Below are 14,817 nucleotides of genomic sequence, written 5' to 3'. Positions count from 1 at the left end.
GAGCGGCCGCCGTCACCCGCGTCGAGGGCGGAGTCGTCTCCTGCGCGGCAGACGCTTCCCGGGTAACAGGGGGCGCTGACTGCCCCGGGGATCGACGGCGAGCAACACCATTACCGCACCGAGTGCGATATGGAGCCAATTGTCGGCGTTGTTGACCGGGAGGACGTTGGCGACACTGTGGTGATCGATGAGCATCCCGTACACCGCCAACGCCACGTAGATACAGCCGCCGGCTACAAGATAAATGCGCGACCAGGCCAAGCGGCGCGCAGCGAGCACACCGGCCACGCCGAAGATCAGGTGCACGACGTTGTGCACTACCGACACCTGGAAGAAGCCGAGCAGATGCGCCTGCGAATCGGCTCCCACGTGCAGGATCGTGCCGTAGTTGGACGTCAGTCCGGGGACGAAGCCGAGGACGCCGATGATCAGGAAGACGAAGGCGACGACGAGCGCGTAGCCCTGCACTCGGCGCCGAGACGCGAAAATCGGATCGTCGACACTCATCGCTGCCTCGGTATCGTGCACTGAAACGGTCGGGGAAAAGGGAGATACCCACTTAACGGTGGTGCCAAACGGGGGTGCAGGATCGGCGGATCGGGTCCGCCGCGACCACGAAGATGAAGAGGCCGTGAATAACAACTGGCCGCAGCGAGAATATCAGCTGCGGCCAGAGGTAACGAAAGAATAACTTGGGGTTCCCGAACTTGAAACCCCAGGTTCCGGTGAGGTCTGTCACACGGTGTCGCGCTCCCATACCCGGTGCGACCCGAGGAGTTCGAGCACCTGGGAAACCAGCGTCTGGGGATCGTTTGCCGTAGCGACACCGGGTGCCGCGGTGTCCCCGAGCGCGCCGGTCCCGCTCCCCCACGCTCCGAGCGCCTTCTGATGCCGAAACATCTCGTCGACGAGCACGTTCACGCGAGGATCTGCGGGCGACGCCGCGAAGAGCACGGCGTCGAACTCGATCGACCTCGCGGTCAGGAAGGTGCGCGAGACCGGTACCGCGCCTGCGCCCAACGTTCCACCGTGCGGCGCGATGACGAGCGGAACTACGCTTGCGGCGTCGAGCGCTTGGACGGCTGCCTGCAGTTCACCGACATCGGTGGCATCGTCGGCCACGATCCCCACGACACGCCCGTCCACGGGCCACGTCGATCCGACCTGCGACAGTGCCGGGCTCGGCGTGGGATCACCGAGGGGCACGGTCGGCTCCGGAGCAGGAAGCCCGAGTCCGGCGGCCACCGTCGCACACAGGTCGCGATCGATGTTCGCGAGCTCCTGCAGGCCACGTTCCTTGATCGCCTGTTCGTAGCACTTTCCGAGTTCGAACGTGTAGGCGCCGGCCACATGCTGCTTCTCGACCTCGGACAGACTCACGTAGAACAAGCGGACCTGCGAAAAGTGGTCGTCGAACGACCGCGCCGCCGCGCGTTCCTTCTTCGCAGCCGGAAGCTCGTGCGGGAAGTCGATGAATGCCCCATCCTCGAGCGCCGCCGTGAACGGGCACCCTCCGTCGAGCGAGTTCGGCCGATACGGCGCAACTCCCGTGTGCACCGCATGCTGGTGGAAACCGTCGCGGAGCATGTCGTTGACCGGGGCGTGGGTGCGGTTGATGGGGATCTGGGCGAAGTTCGGGCCGCCGAGCCGTGTGATCTGCGTGTCGAGATAGGAGAACAGGCGCCCCTGCAGCAGCGGATCGTCGGTGACGTCGATACCCGGCACGAGATGCCCGGGGTGGAACGCGACCTGCTCGGTCTCGGCGAAGAAGTTGCTCGGATTCGCGTTGAGCACCATGGTGCCGATGATCTGCACCGGCGCGAGTTCCTCGGGAACGATCTTGGTGGGGTCGAGCAGGTCGATGCCCTCGAACATCTGCTCGGGAGAATCCGGGAACACCTGCACACCGAGATCCCACTCCGGATACGCACCCGCCTCGATTGCATCGGCGAGGTCACGCCGATGGAAGTCGGGGTCGAAGCCGTTGATCAACTGGGCTTCCTCCCACACCACCGAGTGCACTCCGAGGCGCGGCTTCCAGTGGAACTTGACGAGCGAGGTCTCCCCCGACTCGTTGATCAACCGGAACGTGTGGATACCGAAGCCCTCCATCATGCGGAACGACCGCGGGATTCCCCGATCGGACATGTTCCACATCGTGTGCGCGGCCGCTTCGGTGTGAAGGGTGACGAAATCCCAGAACGTGTCGTGGGCACTCTGGGCCTGCGGGATCTCACGATCAGGGTGGGGCTTACCCGCATGGATGATGTCGGGGAACTTGATGGCGTCCTGGATGAAGAACACCGGGATGTTGTTTCCCACGAGGTCGAAGACGCCCTCATCGGTGTAGAACTTGGTCGCGAATCCGCGAGTATCGCGCACCGCGTCGGCCGAGCCTCGCGAACCGAGCACCGTCGAGAAGCGTACGAAGACCGGAGTTTCCACACCCTTGCCGAGGAAACCGGCCCTGGTCAGGCTCGTCGCGGCACCGTTGCCGCGAAACACTCCGTGTGCCGCGGCACCGCGCGCGTGCACGACACGTTCGGGGATGCGCTCGTGATCGAAATGCGTGATCTTCTCGCGGAGATGGTGGTCCTGCAGCAGGGTGGGACCGCGTTCCCCTGCCTTGAGGGAATGATCGGTGTCGGTGAGACGCGCCCCTTGCGCGGTGGTCAGATAGCGGCCCTGCTGTGCGCGCTTGCGCTCCGCGTCGACCGGAGCGCCGGATGCGGTCACTCCGGCCGGTTCGGACTGGTCGGGTTTGGCTTCGGGCGGGTCCACCGGCGTCGTGGGCTCCTCGACGCTCGGTTCTATCGATGACGGTGTACCTGGAACCTTGGGAGTCTCGCCGGGCATGTGGTCACTCCGATCCAAGAGGAGGTGGGCTGTACATGACTCCCCTGCGGACTACCCTCCGGCTCGGCGACCAAACGTCGTCAGCGGATCCCGTTCCACAACAGACGCAGTTCGGGCTCGGCATCGTCGACCGTCTCACAGGTCTCACCGAAGACCATCTCGGTACGCTGCCGTCCATACGGCGCCCACCCGGCCGCACCGGTCGTCACGAAGGTCACCCACGCCTGATGCATTCGTTGCGCGAGTTCCTGAGGAGGCGTGGGCCCTGCCAGTGCGCTGTTGCCCGGGACGTGGAGGTTGTCGAACGCGAAGCCGATGTCCAGCGCGTGCGTCGCACCGAGCCGGCCATCGAATACGGGTGTTTTCCAGTCGAACCGATACACGTAGGTGGCGGCGTCATGCGCGGCGCGAGCCTCGGCGATGCGCACGGCCGGAATCCGGTACATCCAGTCACGCAGCACATGCATGAGCACCTGCCCCGGTGTCGTGTCCGGCCGGGCAGACCGGTAGGCCTCGAGGGAGGCGGGTTCAGTGAGCCCGTACGGGGCCGCGAGTATGCGAAGACTGTTGTCGTCGATCATCGAATCGACCCCTGAGGGCACGAAGAACAAGGTCATCTCGTCCTCGTTGTGACCGATCAGGAGATCGACGTCGGAACAGGCCCCGGCAGCGAGACGGTCGATGGGCAGCTCCGGCAGCACCGTGCCGTCGATACACGGTTCGAATGCCATTGCATGAGTGGGTATCTCACCCCATTTCGCGGCGTCCTTGTCGCCACGGATACGCACGGTCAGCTCTTCCTGCGCCGTGATGAGACGGTCCGGGTCGACAGTCGAGAAACCCGCGCGAGTGGGTTCGATGTCGAGCGCCTCGGCGAGCGCACGCGACACTGTGCGCGCCGTGTCGGCCGACAGCGCCGAATGTCCCGCTCCGCTCTGGGCTATCGCCCTATGGAACAGGCCTTGCGCCGCGGGCATCGCGAGCAGCGCCCCGACGCTCATCCCACCCGCCGACTCGCCGACGATCGTTACCGAATGGGGATTGCCGCCGAACTTCGCGATGTTGTCGCGGACCCATTCGAGCGCCGCCACTTGGTCGAGCAAGCCCCGGTTGGCCGGGGCGTCGTCCACGAGCGCGAAGCCCTCAGCCCCGAGCCGGTAGTTGATGCTGACGAAAACCACGCCGTCGCGTGCAAAGTTCGCTCCATCGTAGATCGGTATCGCACTGCTGCCGTGGACGAATGCGCCGCCGTGGATCCACACGAGCACCGGAAGCGAAGCCTCGAGGTCGGGGGCCCAGACATTCAGGTTCAGCGGGTTCTCACCCGGAATCATCACCTCGTCGAGCAGCTTGTCGAGCGGTGGCCCGTAGAGCGGTTGAGGTGCGGTAGGACCGAATTCGCTCGCGTCGCGCACGTCGTCCCAGTGGGGTACAGGTTCCGGCGCAGCGAACCGGCGGTCGCCGGAAGGCGTGGCCGCGTACGGAATACCTTTGAACACTGCAGTGCCGTCCACGACCGTTCCCCGTACCCGGCCACGTGTGGTCTCGACGACGGGATTCATTCGCTCTCCTCATGTTCGGGCCGTTGGATCGTCAGCATCGCATGCCAGCCCCGCCGTGTGTAGGGAACCAACAGCAGAAACCATGCCGTGGCCCATTCACAGGGTCGGTCGAGAGGACATCAGCAGCGCGTTCACTTCCTCACGGGAAAGGCGGGAACCCTCCTCGCAGTACGTGTCGAAGCCGTCGGTGAGCGACGCCGCTGCCATCGCCGCATCTTCCTCAGCGCTGTACGGGTCGAGGAGGTCTGCCTGCACCCCTACCCGCTCACCATGCGCCCGAGCGGCACCCAGCACACGCGCCGCGTCGGCAGTGCGCCCCGACTGCGCGAGCGCCGCTGCCACAGTGTGCATGGTGACGATCCACCCGGTCACTTCGGATTCTGCTTCGAGAATCGGGAGGCTCTCGCGTGCAAGTTCGAGTGCCCTGCCGTGATCGCGAGAATCCACGGCGATCTTGACCAACGCCCACAGCGAACAGATCGATACCCATTGGTAGCCGCACCGACGCGCGAGATCGACGGACTTCCTCAGCGTTGCTGCTGCCGCCCTATCGCCGCTGTTACGTTGCGCGATTCCCATGACCATCAGAATCGATGCCTCGATCCAGTGGACGCCCATCCGGCGAGCGTCGACGAGAATGCGCTGGGTGATCTCCGCGGCACTGTCGTGGTCTCCGCACACCGTGCGGTAGTAGGCACGCAACGAGTCCGCATACACGATCTCGGCAGCGTCGCCGGCTTCGAGCAGTACCTCCCGCGCACGATCACTGTGCCGCATTGCCGCTCGGGAGTCTCCGGTCAGGTCGGTCAGGAGTGCCATCCCGACAAGCGCCCGGCCCAGGTCTACGGGCTTCGGCTGGACAGGATGGTGCTCGACGCCCTCGATTGCGGCTCGCAGGAAGCGCAGGCCCTCCGACACGTTTCCATCTCGGTACCAGAACCAGTACAAGGCACCGGACAATTCGAGTAGGAAATGTGAATCACCATGTTCGAGCGCCGCGGTGAGGGCTGCCCGATGCTCTGCGCGGTCAGCAGTCAGTTCGGACACCGCTTCTCGTGCACTGGCTCCTCGTAACTCGGCAGCCAGGGTGACAGCACGCCGGACAACGTGGTCGCGATAGGCCGCCGCAATGTGCGCCCCCTCGTCCGTAGTTTTCTGCTGGGCAGCGAAATGCTTGATGGTGTTCAGCATCGTGAACCTTCTCGGTGCAGTTCCGGGCACCACCGAGAGCAACGAGCGCCTCACCAGCGCGCGGATCGGCTGAGCCGCACGAATCGGGTCTTGCTCACCGAGCACGGCAGCGGCACCGTAGATGTCGAAGCTGCCTGCAAACACCGATGTGGATCGCAGAGCCCACGACGTCGGGGCATCGAGCATCCGGTAGCTCCACTCGACGGTATCGATGAGGTGTCGTTGACGCGCACCGGCAAAGCGTTGTCCTGCACTGAGTATCGCGAACCGGTCGGTGAGTCCGTCGGCGATCTGAGTTTCGGAGAGCACACAGAGTTGGGCAGCGGCGAGCTCGAGCGCGAGCGGAAGCCCGTCCAGGTCTTCACAGATTCTGCGCACCGAGCCGCGATCCGAGTTCGTCAGCGTCCATTCCGGATCGAATCGAACAGCGCGATCAGCGAACAGCTCTTCAGCAGCACCGTGATCTAGGGGCCGGACCTCGTATCCGATTTCACTGTCCACGTCCAACAGCTCACGACTCGTGGCGAGAATACACACGTGCGGACAACGCGCGAGAAGCACTCCCACAAGGTGCGCCGCTGCGTCGACGAGGTGTTCACAGTTGTCCAGGACGAGGAACATCGTGCGCAGGCCGATCAGTCCGGCGAGACGCTCGGCGGTGTCCACACTCGGAAGACCGAGGGTCTGCGCGACGGTCACGACGAGCGACAATCCCTCCGTCACTCCACTCGAGTCGACGAACCAGGGGCCGTCCCCGGTTCGGACACCGCCTGCCACCTCGAGAGCGAGGCGTGTCTTCCCTACTCCGCCGGGACCGAAAAGGGTCACCAGACCGTGATCGGCCAGCAGCACCGAAACTCGCGTCAGATCGGCCGCGCGTCCGATCAACCGTGTGCGGGAAGTCGGGAGAGCCGGGGCCGGGCTGGACACGCCATCCAAGATCACGGCGGCCACGGGTGTCTGCGCGGAGGGTGTCGGGTGCCCAGCGTCCACGACCTCGTGCGAGAGGATTCTTCGCTCGAGGTCCTGTATCGCGGCGCCGGGCTCGACCCCGAGTTCTTCCATCAGTGTGCGCCGTAGCTTCCGGATCGCAGCAAGGGAATCGGCCTGACGACCACTCAGATACATGGCCCGTACCAACAGCTCCCACGCGTTCTCGTCGAGCGGATACCGATCGGTAAGAGCCTCCGCAGCCTGGAGGGCCTCCCGCGGATACCCGCGCGCGAGATCGAGGTCGACGAGTGCACTCGATCCGTCGCGGTACCTTTCGTCCAGTCGTGCTCGTTCGAGGACGACGCCGGTGAGGTCCGCGACGTCCTGGTATGGATCGCCACGCCACAAGTCGAGCGCCTCACGAAGAAGCACTGCTGCATCGTCGAGAGCAGACGGTGCCGAGTCGGCGCGAACCTCGTGGGCTTTTCTGACGAGCGCTTCGAATCGGGCCGAATCCAATCCTGCGACCTGCAGGGAATAGCCATGTCCGCTGCGCACGACCGGGCCCTGTTGCCCACGTTCACGCCGAGGATCGAGGTGACGACGCAGTTTCGACACGGCGAAATGCAGTGCGTTGGCCGTCGGAGCGCACACGTCACGCCACACCTCGCCGAGAAGCTGTTCCGCACTCACTGCATGCGGCGATGCGACGGCAAGGGCAGCGAGCAGGGCACGTTGACGCGGCCCTCCGAGGTCGACCGGCGCACCGTCACGGTACGCCGTGACAGGACCGAGAACACAGACGGTGATCTGTGCAGGTGCCGAGCCCACGTGGCATCCCCCGAAACGGTCACGGCCCCACTCCCCGGGACCTCCAGACCTCGAGGTTACCGCGCTGATTCGGCACACAGACCTGCATAGATTCCCTGTTTCGCGAGCAACTGCGCGTGGCTGCCGCGTTCGACGATCCTGCCTGCCTCGAGCACCAAGATCAGGTCGGCGGTGCGCACCGTCGACAAACGATGAGCGATGACGATTCGGGTCTGGCGCAGCTGCCCGAGTCCGGTTACGACCGCAGCTTCGGTCATGGAATCCAAGGCACTCGTCGCCTCGTCGAACAACAACACGCGAGGCCGCGTCAAGAGTGCACGAGCTATCGCCACGCGCTGTTGCTGCCCACCGGAGAGACCACCGCCCTCGCGGAGAACCGTGTCGTAGCCCATCGGCAGCGCAGCAATCTCCTCGTGGATCTGTGCAAGAGAGGCCGCGTGCACGATATCCACGAACGGCGCTTCGGGATTGCCTGTAGCAATGTTGTCGGCGATGCTCCCGGTGAACAGTGCACTGCCCTGCGTCACCACGCCGAACTGTGCACGCAGTGACCGCGCCTCCAAGCACCGCGCGTCGAGACCGTCGTAGAGAACGGTGCCTTCCTCTGGGCCGTACAACCCGAGCAGTAGGCGCGCGAGCGTGCTCTTCCCCGAACCCGACCGCCCCACCAACGCAACTGTGGCACCCGCCGGAATATCGCACTCGATGCCGCGGAGTACCCACGGGGACCTCGGACCATAACGAAACCCGACACCCCGAAGCCGGATCGCTCCCGAAAGTTGCGGCGCCGTATTTACGTCGAGACCTTCCTGTTCCACATCCGATTCGAGGATGTCCTGAAGGCGCCGTGCATATGCCGCGGCAGACTGCAGATACTGCACGAGTGTGAGCAACGACGTCACGCATCCGAGCGCCACCACTGCCATCCCGTTGACCGCAATCAGCTGACCGAGAGAAAGCCTGCCGCTCACCACATGAAACGCCCCGACAAACAGGAGCACCGCAGGCGCAACCGCACGCAAAGCCGCCTGTGCGGCGTCGACCAGCCCCGACACGAGCGAACTGCGGACCGACACGGCGAGAGCATGTTCGAACAATCGCTTCCACCGGGCAATCACCACAGCCTCGGTTCCGGACGCCTTCACCGTCTCGATCCCGCGGATGCTCTCGATGAGAGTGCCCTCCGCTTCGGCCGCCGTCGCAGCCTCACGTTGCAACAGGTCGACAACTCGTCGATGCACAACGCCGATCAGCAACGCCTGCACCACGGTCAGTGCCAGCAGTCCGACCCCGACGCTCGGTGCCCACCACATCACGATTGCGACATAGGTGAGGGCAAGTGGACCGTCGAGCAGAGCAGCTACAACCCTCTCGGTGAACAGATCACGAATTGTACTGATACCGCCGATGCGTTGAGCAACGTCGTTGGTACCCCGTCGCATGAAGTACGTGAACGGCAGTGCGAACAGTCGCTCGACCGAATATCCGGTGAGCACGGCATCGACCCGCCGGCGGATCCGAGCGATGACCACGGTACGCAGTGCCCCCAGAGCAAGGAGCACGAAGGCGATACCCGCCACCGCAACCGCAAGCATGCCCAAGAGCCCGAAATCGGACTCGGGAACGACCCTGTCGACGAACAATGCGGTGAGCAAAGGGACTATGACACCGACGATCTGCAGAATCACCGCCGCACTCAGGACCCCCGCAAACGATGCGCGGTTGCCCCGCCACACGAGGTCGAGGAAGTCTCGCCGCCAGCGGGTATCGCGGTGCCGTACCTGCCGCGTCTTCGACGATATGTCGCCCGCACCGAACTCGAGCACAACACCCGAGTACCGCTCCGCGAAATCAGTGTGCGTCAGGCGCTGCCGTCCCCGACTCGGATCCACCACCGCCACGTATCGCGCCGTCGCACGGTCGACGACGACGAAGTGGTTGTGATCCCAATGCACCACGGCCGGCAACCTCGTGTGTCCGTCGGCGATCGACTCGGCGGGCCGGCCGAACGCACGCACGTCCAGCCCATAGTCGCGGGCAACCTGAACCAGCGTGAGTGCCGTCGTCCCGTCGCGCCCCACCGCAAGGTCGTCCGCCACGTCGTTGACCGGCATCGGTGCACCGTAGAAGTCGAGAATCATGGCCAGGCATGCTGCACCGCAGTCCGAGATCCCCGACTGGTGTCGCAACCGAACCCTCCGCGTCATGACGCCATGCCCGCCGTCACGCGATCGGTCTTCTCGGCCTCTCCCCAGAACCACTCGACACGCGCGGCGCGCCTGCGCTCGGCAAGCCACTCACCGAACAGTCGACGCTCGACGATGTGCAGTGCAGTTGCGTCGAGCCGGCTTCGATACACGGCGAGGACCTGCACAACTTCGCATTCGCCATCACCCGTCTCGGCAGCTATCACAGTCCCCGGCGCCGCAGCGAGAACCGAATTCGCGAGTTCGCCGTGGAGATCACTACGTTTGACGTCGCAGAATTCCGCCTGTCCGCGACCGTCGGCCACAGCAAGCCCCAGTTCGCCGGCGAAGTAGCGGATTGCGTCATCCGCATCGAAGGAGTCAACATCCGCAACCCGTGCTGCGAACTCGCGTGCCTCTGCACGGCTGGGAAACACTGCGCGCGTGATACGCGCACGGTCGAGGGTCTCTCCATGCTCACGTAGCCACGCAGACGCACGATCGCCGACCACGCGGCGACGAAGGATCGCAAGCTCGGCTTCGTGCCGGACGGTTCGTTCGAACATGTTCGGGCTCAGATGATTCTGTGCCATCCATGCCTCGGTAGCGTCGCGAGTGAGCAGACCTCGCGCCCGGCGGAACGCGTCGAGAGCTTCCTGCATCTGTGCGTCGGTCAACTCGACAGGGTCTTCCTCGAGCTCGATACGTATCACGCAAGCATCGATGAGTCCGGTGAGGAGGTCCGGACGGTCCCACATCCCGTCGAGATGCAGAATGGCGTCACCGACCGTGAGCGTCTCCCCGTCGACGGACAACAGGGTTGATTCACCGGCCCGCCGCGCCCCGCGAAGCGGCCACGGCACAGTCGAGGGCGGCGACCACGACACCGTTGTCACGTTTCCCTCCGTGTCGGTGATGAGCAGTGCGCTTTGAGACGACCCGTCGAAAGGCTCCACGTGCCGTATCAACCGAATCCGCAAATCACTGTTGCTCTCGCGCAGCAAACGGAGGGATTCCGACGAATCAGTGTGCCCAGCACTGTTCTCCAACAGGATCACGTCCAGAGCATCGGACACCACGCCCGGGTCGAATGAATGCCGCCGCTGCGGGATCGTGAGAGTCATCGAAGGGCTCCGTTCATCAAGGATCGTGAGGACCGGTCGCCGGTGGACAGCAGCAGATCTGCGACCGCGTCCGCGATCGGGGCGCCGGTCGCGGATTCGAGCCACAGCCATTGGCCGGCCGGATTGATTTCGAGAAAGACATAGCGCCCGTCGGGTGTCAGGATCAGATCCAAGGCGCCATAGTTCAAGTCCAGCTCGGTCACGAGCCGAATGCAGCGCTCGGCCGTCTCATCCGGCAGCGAGTGGAGTGCGTACATGCCCGGGGCGGCATCGTAGTTTCGCCAGTCCCGTCGAGCATGATTACTTCGCTGACTGCGTATTTCGACCGCGAACACGCGGTCACCGACGACGGTCACCCTCAGTTCCACATCCTTGGGCACATACGCCTGCGCAATGACAGGGCAGAATCTCACAGCGTCCGCTGCGGCGAGATCGAGGATGGTCGGGATCTCGGAATATCGGCCGGATACCTCTCCGTCCACTCCGATGCTGAGGCCATCCAACGGTTTCGTGATGACCTGCCCAGCATGACTACCCCAGAACTCCAGAAACTCCTCAGGATCAGTAGTGATGATTGTTGGAGGCAATTCGAACCCGAGGCGACCGGCGCGCGCGAGTTGCGCCGGCTTGCACGATGCCTCTCGGATGGCCCTCATCGTCCCTGGCACAGCCAAGCAGTCGAGGTTGTCCCACATATATCGCGAGAGAGCACGGATTTCCTCGCGGACGCAGTCACGAGCACCGGGATGGTCGATCTCCGGATGTGGTTCGGGCACATTGGGCCGCCGAAACCAGACGCTGCCGATGGCACCGAGATCAAGACGTCCTGCCGAGCCTATGAGGGTGCGTTCGATGAGTCCGGATCGGGAGTAAGAGACTGAAAGTACTGCGGTGACGGGGAAATCTCCCGGATCGATAACGGCGAAGTCTGCCCCGCGCTGGCACAACCGCTCTATGACAGCTTCTGCATGCACGTCGCCGGAACAGGTGAGGACAAGGACATCTGGCATTACGAAGACCTCCGGAGGCGGCCCGGGGCGCAGCATCACGCCCCGGGCTACGGATCGGCGCGATCTCCCCGGTGAGAGACGCACAGATGGGTCGACAACCCTTCAACTAGCCCTGGACGATGCGATCCGGGCCCTCTGGTTGGCATGTCTCCTGGTTGATGATGATCTCGCACCTTTCCTTGGTCTTCGCCTTGCCGCCCACGATCCGGGCTAGGTGTGACTCGTCCAGTTCGGCGCCGGTCGCGGAAATCGTGTCGATTGCGAACGTGCTCATTCGGCTCTCCTCGTGTGTTCCGTGCCGGACCTCCCGGCAGCACGGATATAGTCACGAGGGCCGCTGTGCAGACTCTGAGCAATGAATTAGCGCAGCAAATACACAGCCACCGAACACTGCTGCTGGACACAACTCGGCGAGGGACGCAACTGTGCGTCCCTCGCCGAGTCGAGTGACCGGCATTCCGGGCTCAGTGCAGGATTGGATCGTCCCCTCGGATAGGGCTATCGGGGGTGCAGCCGGTCCGCTCCCTGTCACCCCGGCTCTTGGGCAAGCCTCCGACAATCCGAGCAAGCCGTGATTCGTCCAGTTCCACGCCCTCCACCGGAATTGTGTCGATGACGAATGTGCGCATGTCAGATCTCCTCGCGTCGCGTGCGTGCCGGACGTTCCGGCACAGGGTCACGTTCGCGGAAGGCACTGTGCGGATTCTGAGCAGCTTCGTCTGTCAGAAGTCCTCGTCGTACGTGCAGGCGTTGGCATCGGTGTCTGTCGGGAAACCGAACGCGTCGGCGGACGTACCGGGCGCGGGAGGCGGGCAGGGTGGTGGTCGGGGTAGGGGTGGCAGGGGGCATCTCGACGGTCTCCTCGTTGCCGGAAGTGTCGTTACTGCATCCCGCGATGACCAGCACCGAAAGTGACACTCCTGCAATGAGGGTTGAGGTTCGTGCTATTTCTCCTGCTCGGCAATAATCGCGGCGAGCGCTTCGGCGACGTGCGCTTCTGCCTTCGACTTGTCGACACCGGCCGACGACAACGCTCCCGTGCCGTTCTCCAGTTCGAGGAGCGCCAGGAGAATGTGCTCGGTACCCACGTAGTTGTGGCCGAGCCGCAGGGCCTCGCGGAAAGTCAGTTCCAGAGCTTTTCGAGCGCGCGCGTCGTATGGAATCAGCTCGGGAACCTGGCCGGTCGTCTTCGCCGGAAGCGCAGCAAGAACGGTACGTCGCAGTTCGTCCTGCGCGACGCCCTGCGCGACCATCGCGCGGGCCGCAAGACCCTCTGGTTCCGCGAACAACCCGAGAACGAGGTGCTCGGGGGTGATCTCGACATTGCCTGCGGCGCGTGCCTCGTTCATCGAGGCCATCACCACGTTCCTCGCGCGCGGAGTGAAGCGGTTGAATCCCTCGTTCGGGTCGAGATCGTTGTCGGCCTTGGAGACGAATCGCTTCTGGGCAGCCTGTTTGGAGACTCCCATGCGCCGACCGATCTCCGACCACGACGCACCGGAGCGTCGGGCCTGGTCGACGAAATGGCCGATGAGGTGGTCGGCGACCTCCCCGAGGTGTTCGGCGGCGAGCATGGCGTCCTGGAGTTGATCGAGGGCGTCGGGATGGACTTTTTTAATCGCCTCGATGAGGTCGTCGAGGCGAACCGGATGGGTGCTACGCGTTGGTTCAGTCATACGTCAACCATAGGTTGACGTATGACGCGCGTCAACCATGGATTGACGCTATGTGTGTGCCGGTTGATCAGCCTCCGAAGACCGGGCCTCCCCCGAATACGCTCCGATGCGAATCCGGCTGGTTTCCTTCGATGTCCACAACGCCGTAATCCAACGCGACCTCGGCCGTGATCAGCGTGGATCCACTGCGTTCGTTCACCTTCGGATCGGCAGCCAACGCAGCGATGACCCGTCCGATGAACTCTGGGGTCTCGGCGTTGGCGAGTGGGAATCCCTGGAAGTTGTCGAGGCCGCGTGCCAGCATCGCTTCGTTCTTCACCAGTCCCGGCCACAACGACAATGCGGTCACGCCGGTGCCGCGCAGGTCGACGGCCATGTCGGCCACCATCTTGTCCAGACCCGCCTTCGACATCCCGTACAGCACTGAATGCAGGTACCCACGAGTGCCGAACGAGGAGATGTTGACGATCATGCCCCTTCCACGAGGCACCATGAGCTGGGCAGCCTCGACCGACGCGACGTAGTGGGCTCTCAGACCCACACCGATGAGGCTGTCCCAGTCGTCCACCGGCCGCTTCCAGAATGGATCACTGAAGCCGGCAAACCCTTTCGGGCTCGCCCATACGTTGTTCACCAGCAGGTCGAGACGGTCGCCCTGCTCGTCCGCGATCCGCGCAAACAGATCGTGGATCTGCTTGTCGTCCAGGTGATCGCACTGTACAGCGATACCGCTTCCGCCTCGTTCGGTGACCATCGCGGCGGTCCGGTCGAGCGGGCCATCCACGCCGACGGACCCGCGGGCCGTGACGTAGACCGTCCACCCGGCCGAACCGAGCGCACACGCAACGCCTCTACCCACGCTGCGGCTCGCTCCGGTAACGAGGGCAACCTTGCGCTCAGGCATGCTACTGAACCACTTTCACATCGTCTGTCAGGGGACGTTCGATCGACCACAGCACCTTGACGTGGCACCTGGCGACCTTCCATTCGCCGTTCTCGACCGCGTAGTCGTCGTCGTAGTCGAGGGCGGTGACCCGTTCGGTGCGGGCGTTCAGATCCACCTGCCGGAAACGCAGCGTCCACGCGCCGGTCGCGGTAGTCGGGCCGGTGAGCTGGATGCTGGGGTGCATGCCGTGGTGCATGTCGAGGATGACGTACCGATCATCGACGCGCTGGAGGGCGATTCTGGAGTAGATGTCGACCAGCCCGTCCGCGTCGTCGAAGCTACCGAGCGCAGGACCGTAGTAGATGTCGGCTCCCCGCTCGACGAAACACGCGCGCATGGCTTCAGGATCCTTGGCGTCGCACGCCCGGAAATATCGATGCTTGAGCATCTTGATCTGTTCGAGAGCTTCGAGGCGATCGAGGCGCTCTTCGACGGTCGGCATATCACTGTTCCTTCCGCGTGGATCCGATGCGCCGGACACTAACCGCGCGCGCCGATCGGG

Annotated in this window: 11 protein-coding genes and 1 pseudogene; all 12 read right to left on the bottom strand. The window is 64.0% G+C overall.

Features of this window, described 5'->3' with window-relative positions:
• Positions 1-12 precede the first annotated feature (12 nt).
• The 12 genes and pseudogenes from ACSYG9_RS10600 to ACSYG9_RS10545 all read right to left on the bottom strand — a co-directional run bounded on the left by ACSYG9_RS10600 (position 13) and on the right by ACSYG9_RS10545 (position 14,757).
• Positions 13-507 carry a DUF4383 domain-containing protein gene (locus tag ACSYG9_RS10600; RefSeq protein WP_454842392.1) on the bottom strand — a complete coding sequence of 165 codons (495 nt, stop codon included), beginning with the start codon at positions 505-507 and terminating at the stop codon, positions 13-15.
• A 228-nt stretch (positions 508-735) separates the two neighbouring features.
• The gene (locus tag ACSYG9_RS10595) at positions 736-2,856 is read right to left on the bottom strand and encodes a catalase (protein WP_454842391.1); all 2,121 of its coding nucleotides are present in this window, start codon (positions 2,854-2,856) and stop codon (positions 736-738) included.
• Between the two features lie 80 nt (positions 2,857-2,936).
• The gene (locus ACSYG9_RS10590) at positions 2,937-4,418 is read right to left on the bottom strand and encodes a carboxylesterase/lipase family protein (protein WP_454842389.1); all 1,482 of its coding nucleotides are present in this window, start codon (positions 4,416-4,418) and stop codon (positions 2,937-2,939) included.
• 96 nt (positions 4,419-4,514) lie between these two features.
• The gene (locus tag ACSYG9_RS10585; RefSeq protein ID WP_454842387.1) at positions 4,515-7,373 is read right to left on the bottom strand and encodes a BTAD domain-containing putative transcriptional regulator; all 2,859 of its coding nucleotides are present in this window, start codon (positions 7,371-7,373) and stop codon (positions 4,515-4,517) included.
• Positions 7,374-7,429: 56 nt separating this feature from the next.
• On the bottom strand, positions 7,430-9,514 hold the full coding sequence (locus ACSYG9_RS10580) for a peptidase domain-containing ABC transporter (RefSeq protein WP_454842385.1): 2,085 nt from the start codon (positions 9,512-9,514) through the stop codon (positions 7,430-7,432).
• 62 nt (positions 9,515-9,576) lie between these two features.
• Positions 9,577-10,683 (bottom strand): TIGR04500 family putative peptide maturation system protein, encoded by a 1,107-nt coding sequence (locus tag ACSYG9_RS10575; RefSeq protein ID WP_454842383.1) that lies wholly within the window; start codon positions 10,681-10,683, stop codon positions 9,577-9,579.
• On the bottom strand, positions 10,680-11,357 hold the full coding sequence (locus ACSYG9_RS10570) for a hypothetical protein (protein ID WP_440127833.1): 678 nt from the start codon (positions 11,355-11,357) through the stop codon (positions 10,680-10,682). Before ACSYG9_RS10570 ends, ACSYG9_RS10575 begins: the two co-directional genes overlap by 4 nt.
• A gap of 57 nt (positions 11,358-11,414) precedes the next feature.
• A pseudogene (locus tag ACSYG9_RS10565) lies at positions 11,415-11,693 on the bottom strand (MvdC/MvdD family ATP grasp protein); the annotation flags it as partial.
• A 106-nt stretch (positions 11,694-11,799) separates the two neighbouring features.
• Positions 11,800-11,967 (bottom strand): hypothetical protein, encoded by a 168-nt coding sequence (locus tag ACSYG9_RS10560; protein WP_454842382.1) that lies wholly within the window; start codon positions 11,965-11,967, stop codon positions 11,800-11,802.
• 670 nt (positions 11,968-12,637) lie between these two features.
• Complete coding sequence (locus ACSYG9_RS10555) at positions 12,638-13,369, bottom strand: Clp protease N-terminal domain-containing protein (protein ID WP_454842380.1); 732 nt, start codon at positions 13,367-13,369, stop codon at positions 12,638-12,640.
• A gap of 67 nt (positions 13,370-13,436) precedes the next feature.
• Complete coding sequence (locus tag ACSYG9_RS10550) at positions 13,437-14,273, bottom strand: SDR family NAD(P)-dependent oxidoreductase (RefSeq protein ID WP_440127117.1); 837 nt, start codon at positions 14,271-14,273, stop codon at positions 13,437-13,439.
• 1 nt (position 14,274) lies between these two features.
• Positions 14,275-14,757, bottom strand: a complete 483-nt coding sequence (locus ACSYG9_RS10545) for a nuclear transport factor 2 family protein (RefSeq protein ID WP_454842379.1) — start codon at positions 14,755-14,757, stop codon at positions 14,275-14,277.
• Positions 14,758-14,817: the final 60 nt, after the last annotated feature.

The sequence above is a fragment of the Rhodococcus sp. SJ-2 genome (assembly GCF_053750035.1).
The sequence above is the reverse complement of the archived record's forward strand: the minus strand, read 5'-3'. Positions and strand labels throughout refer to the sequence as shown.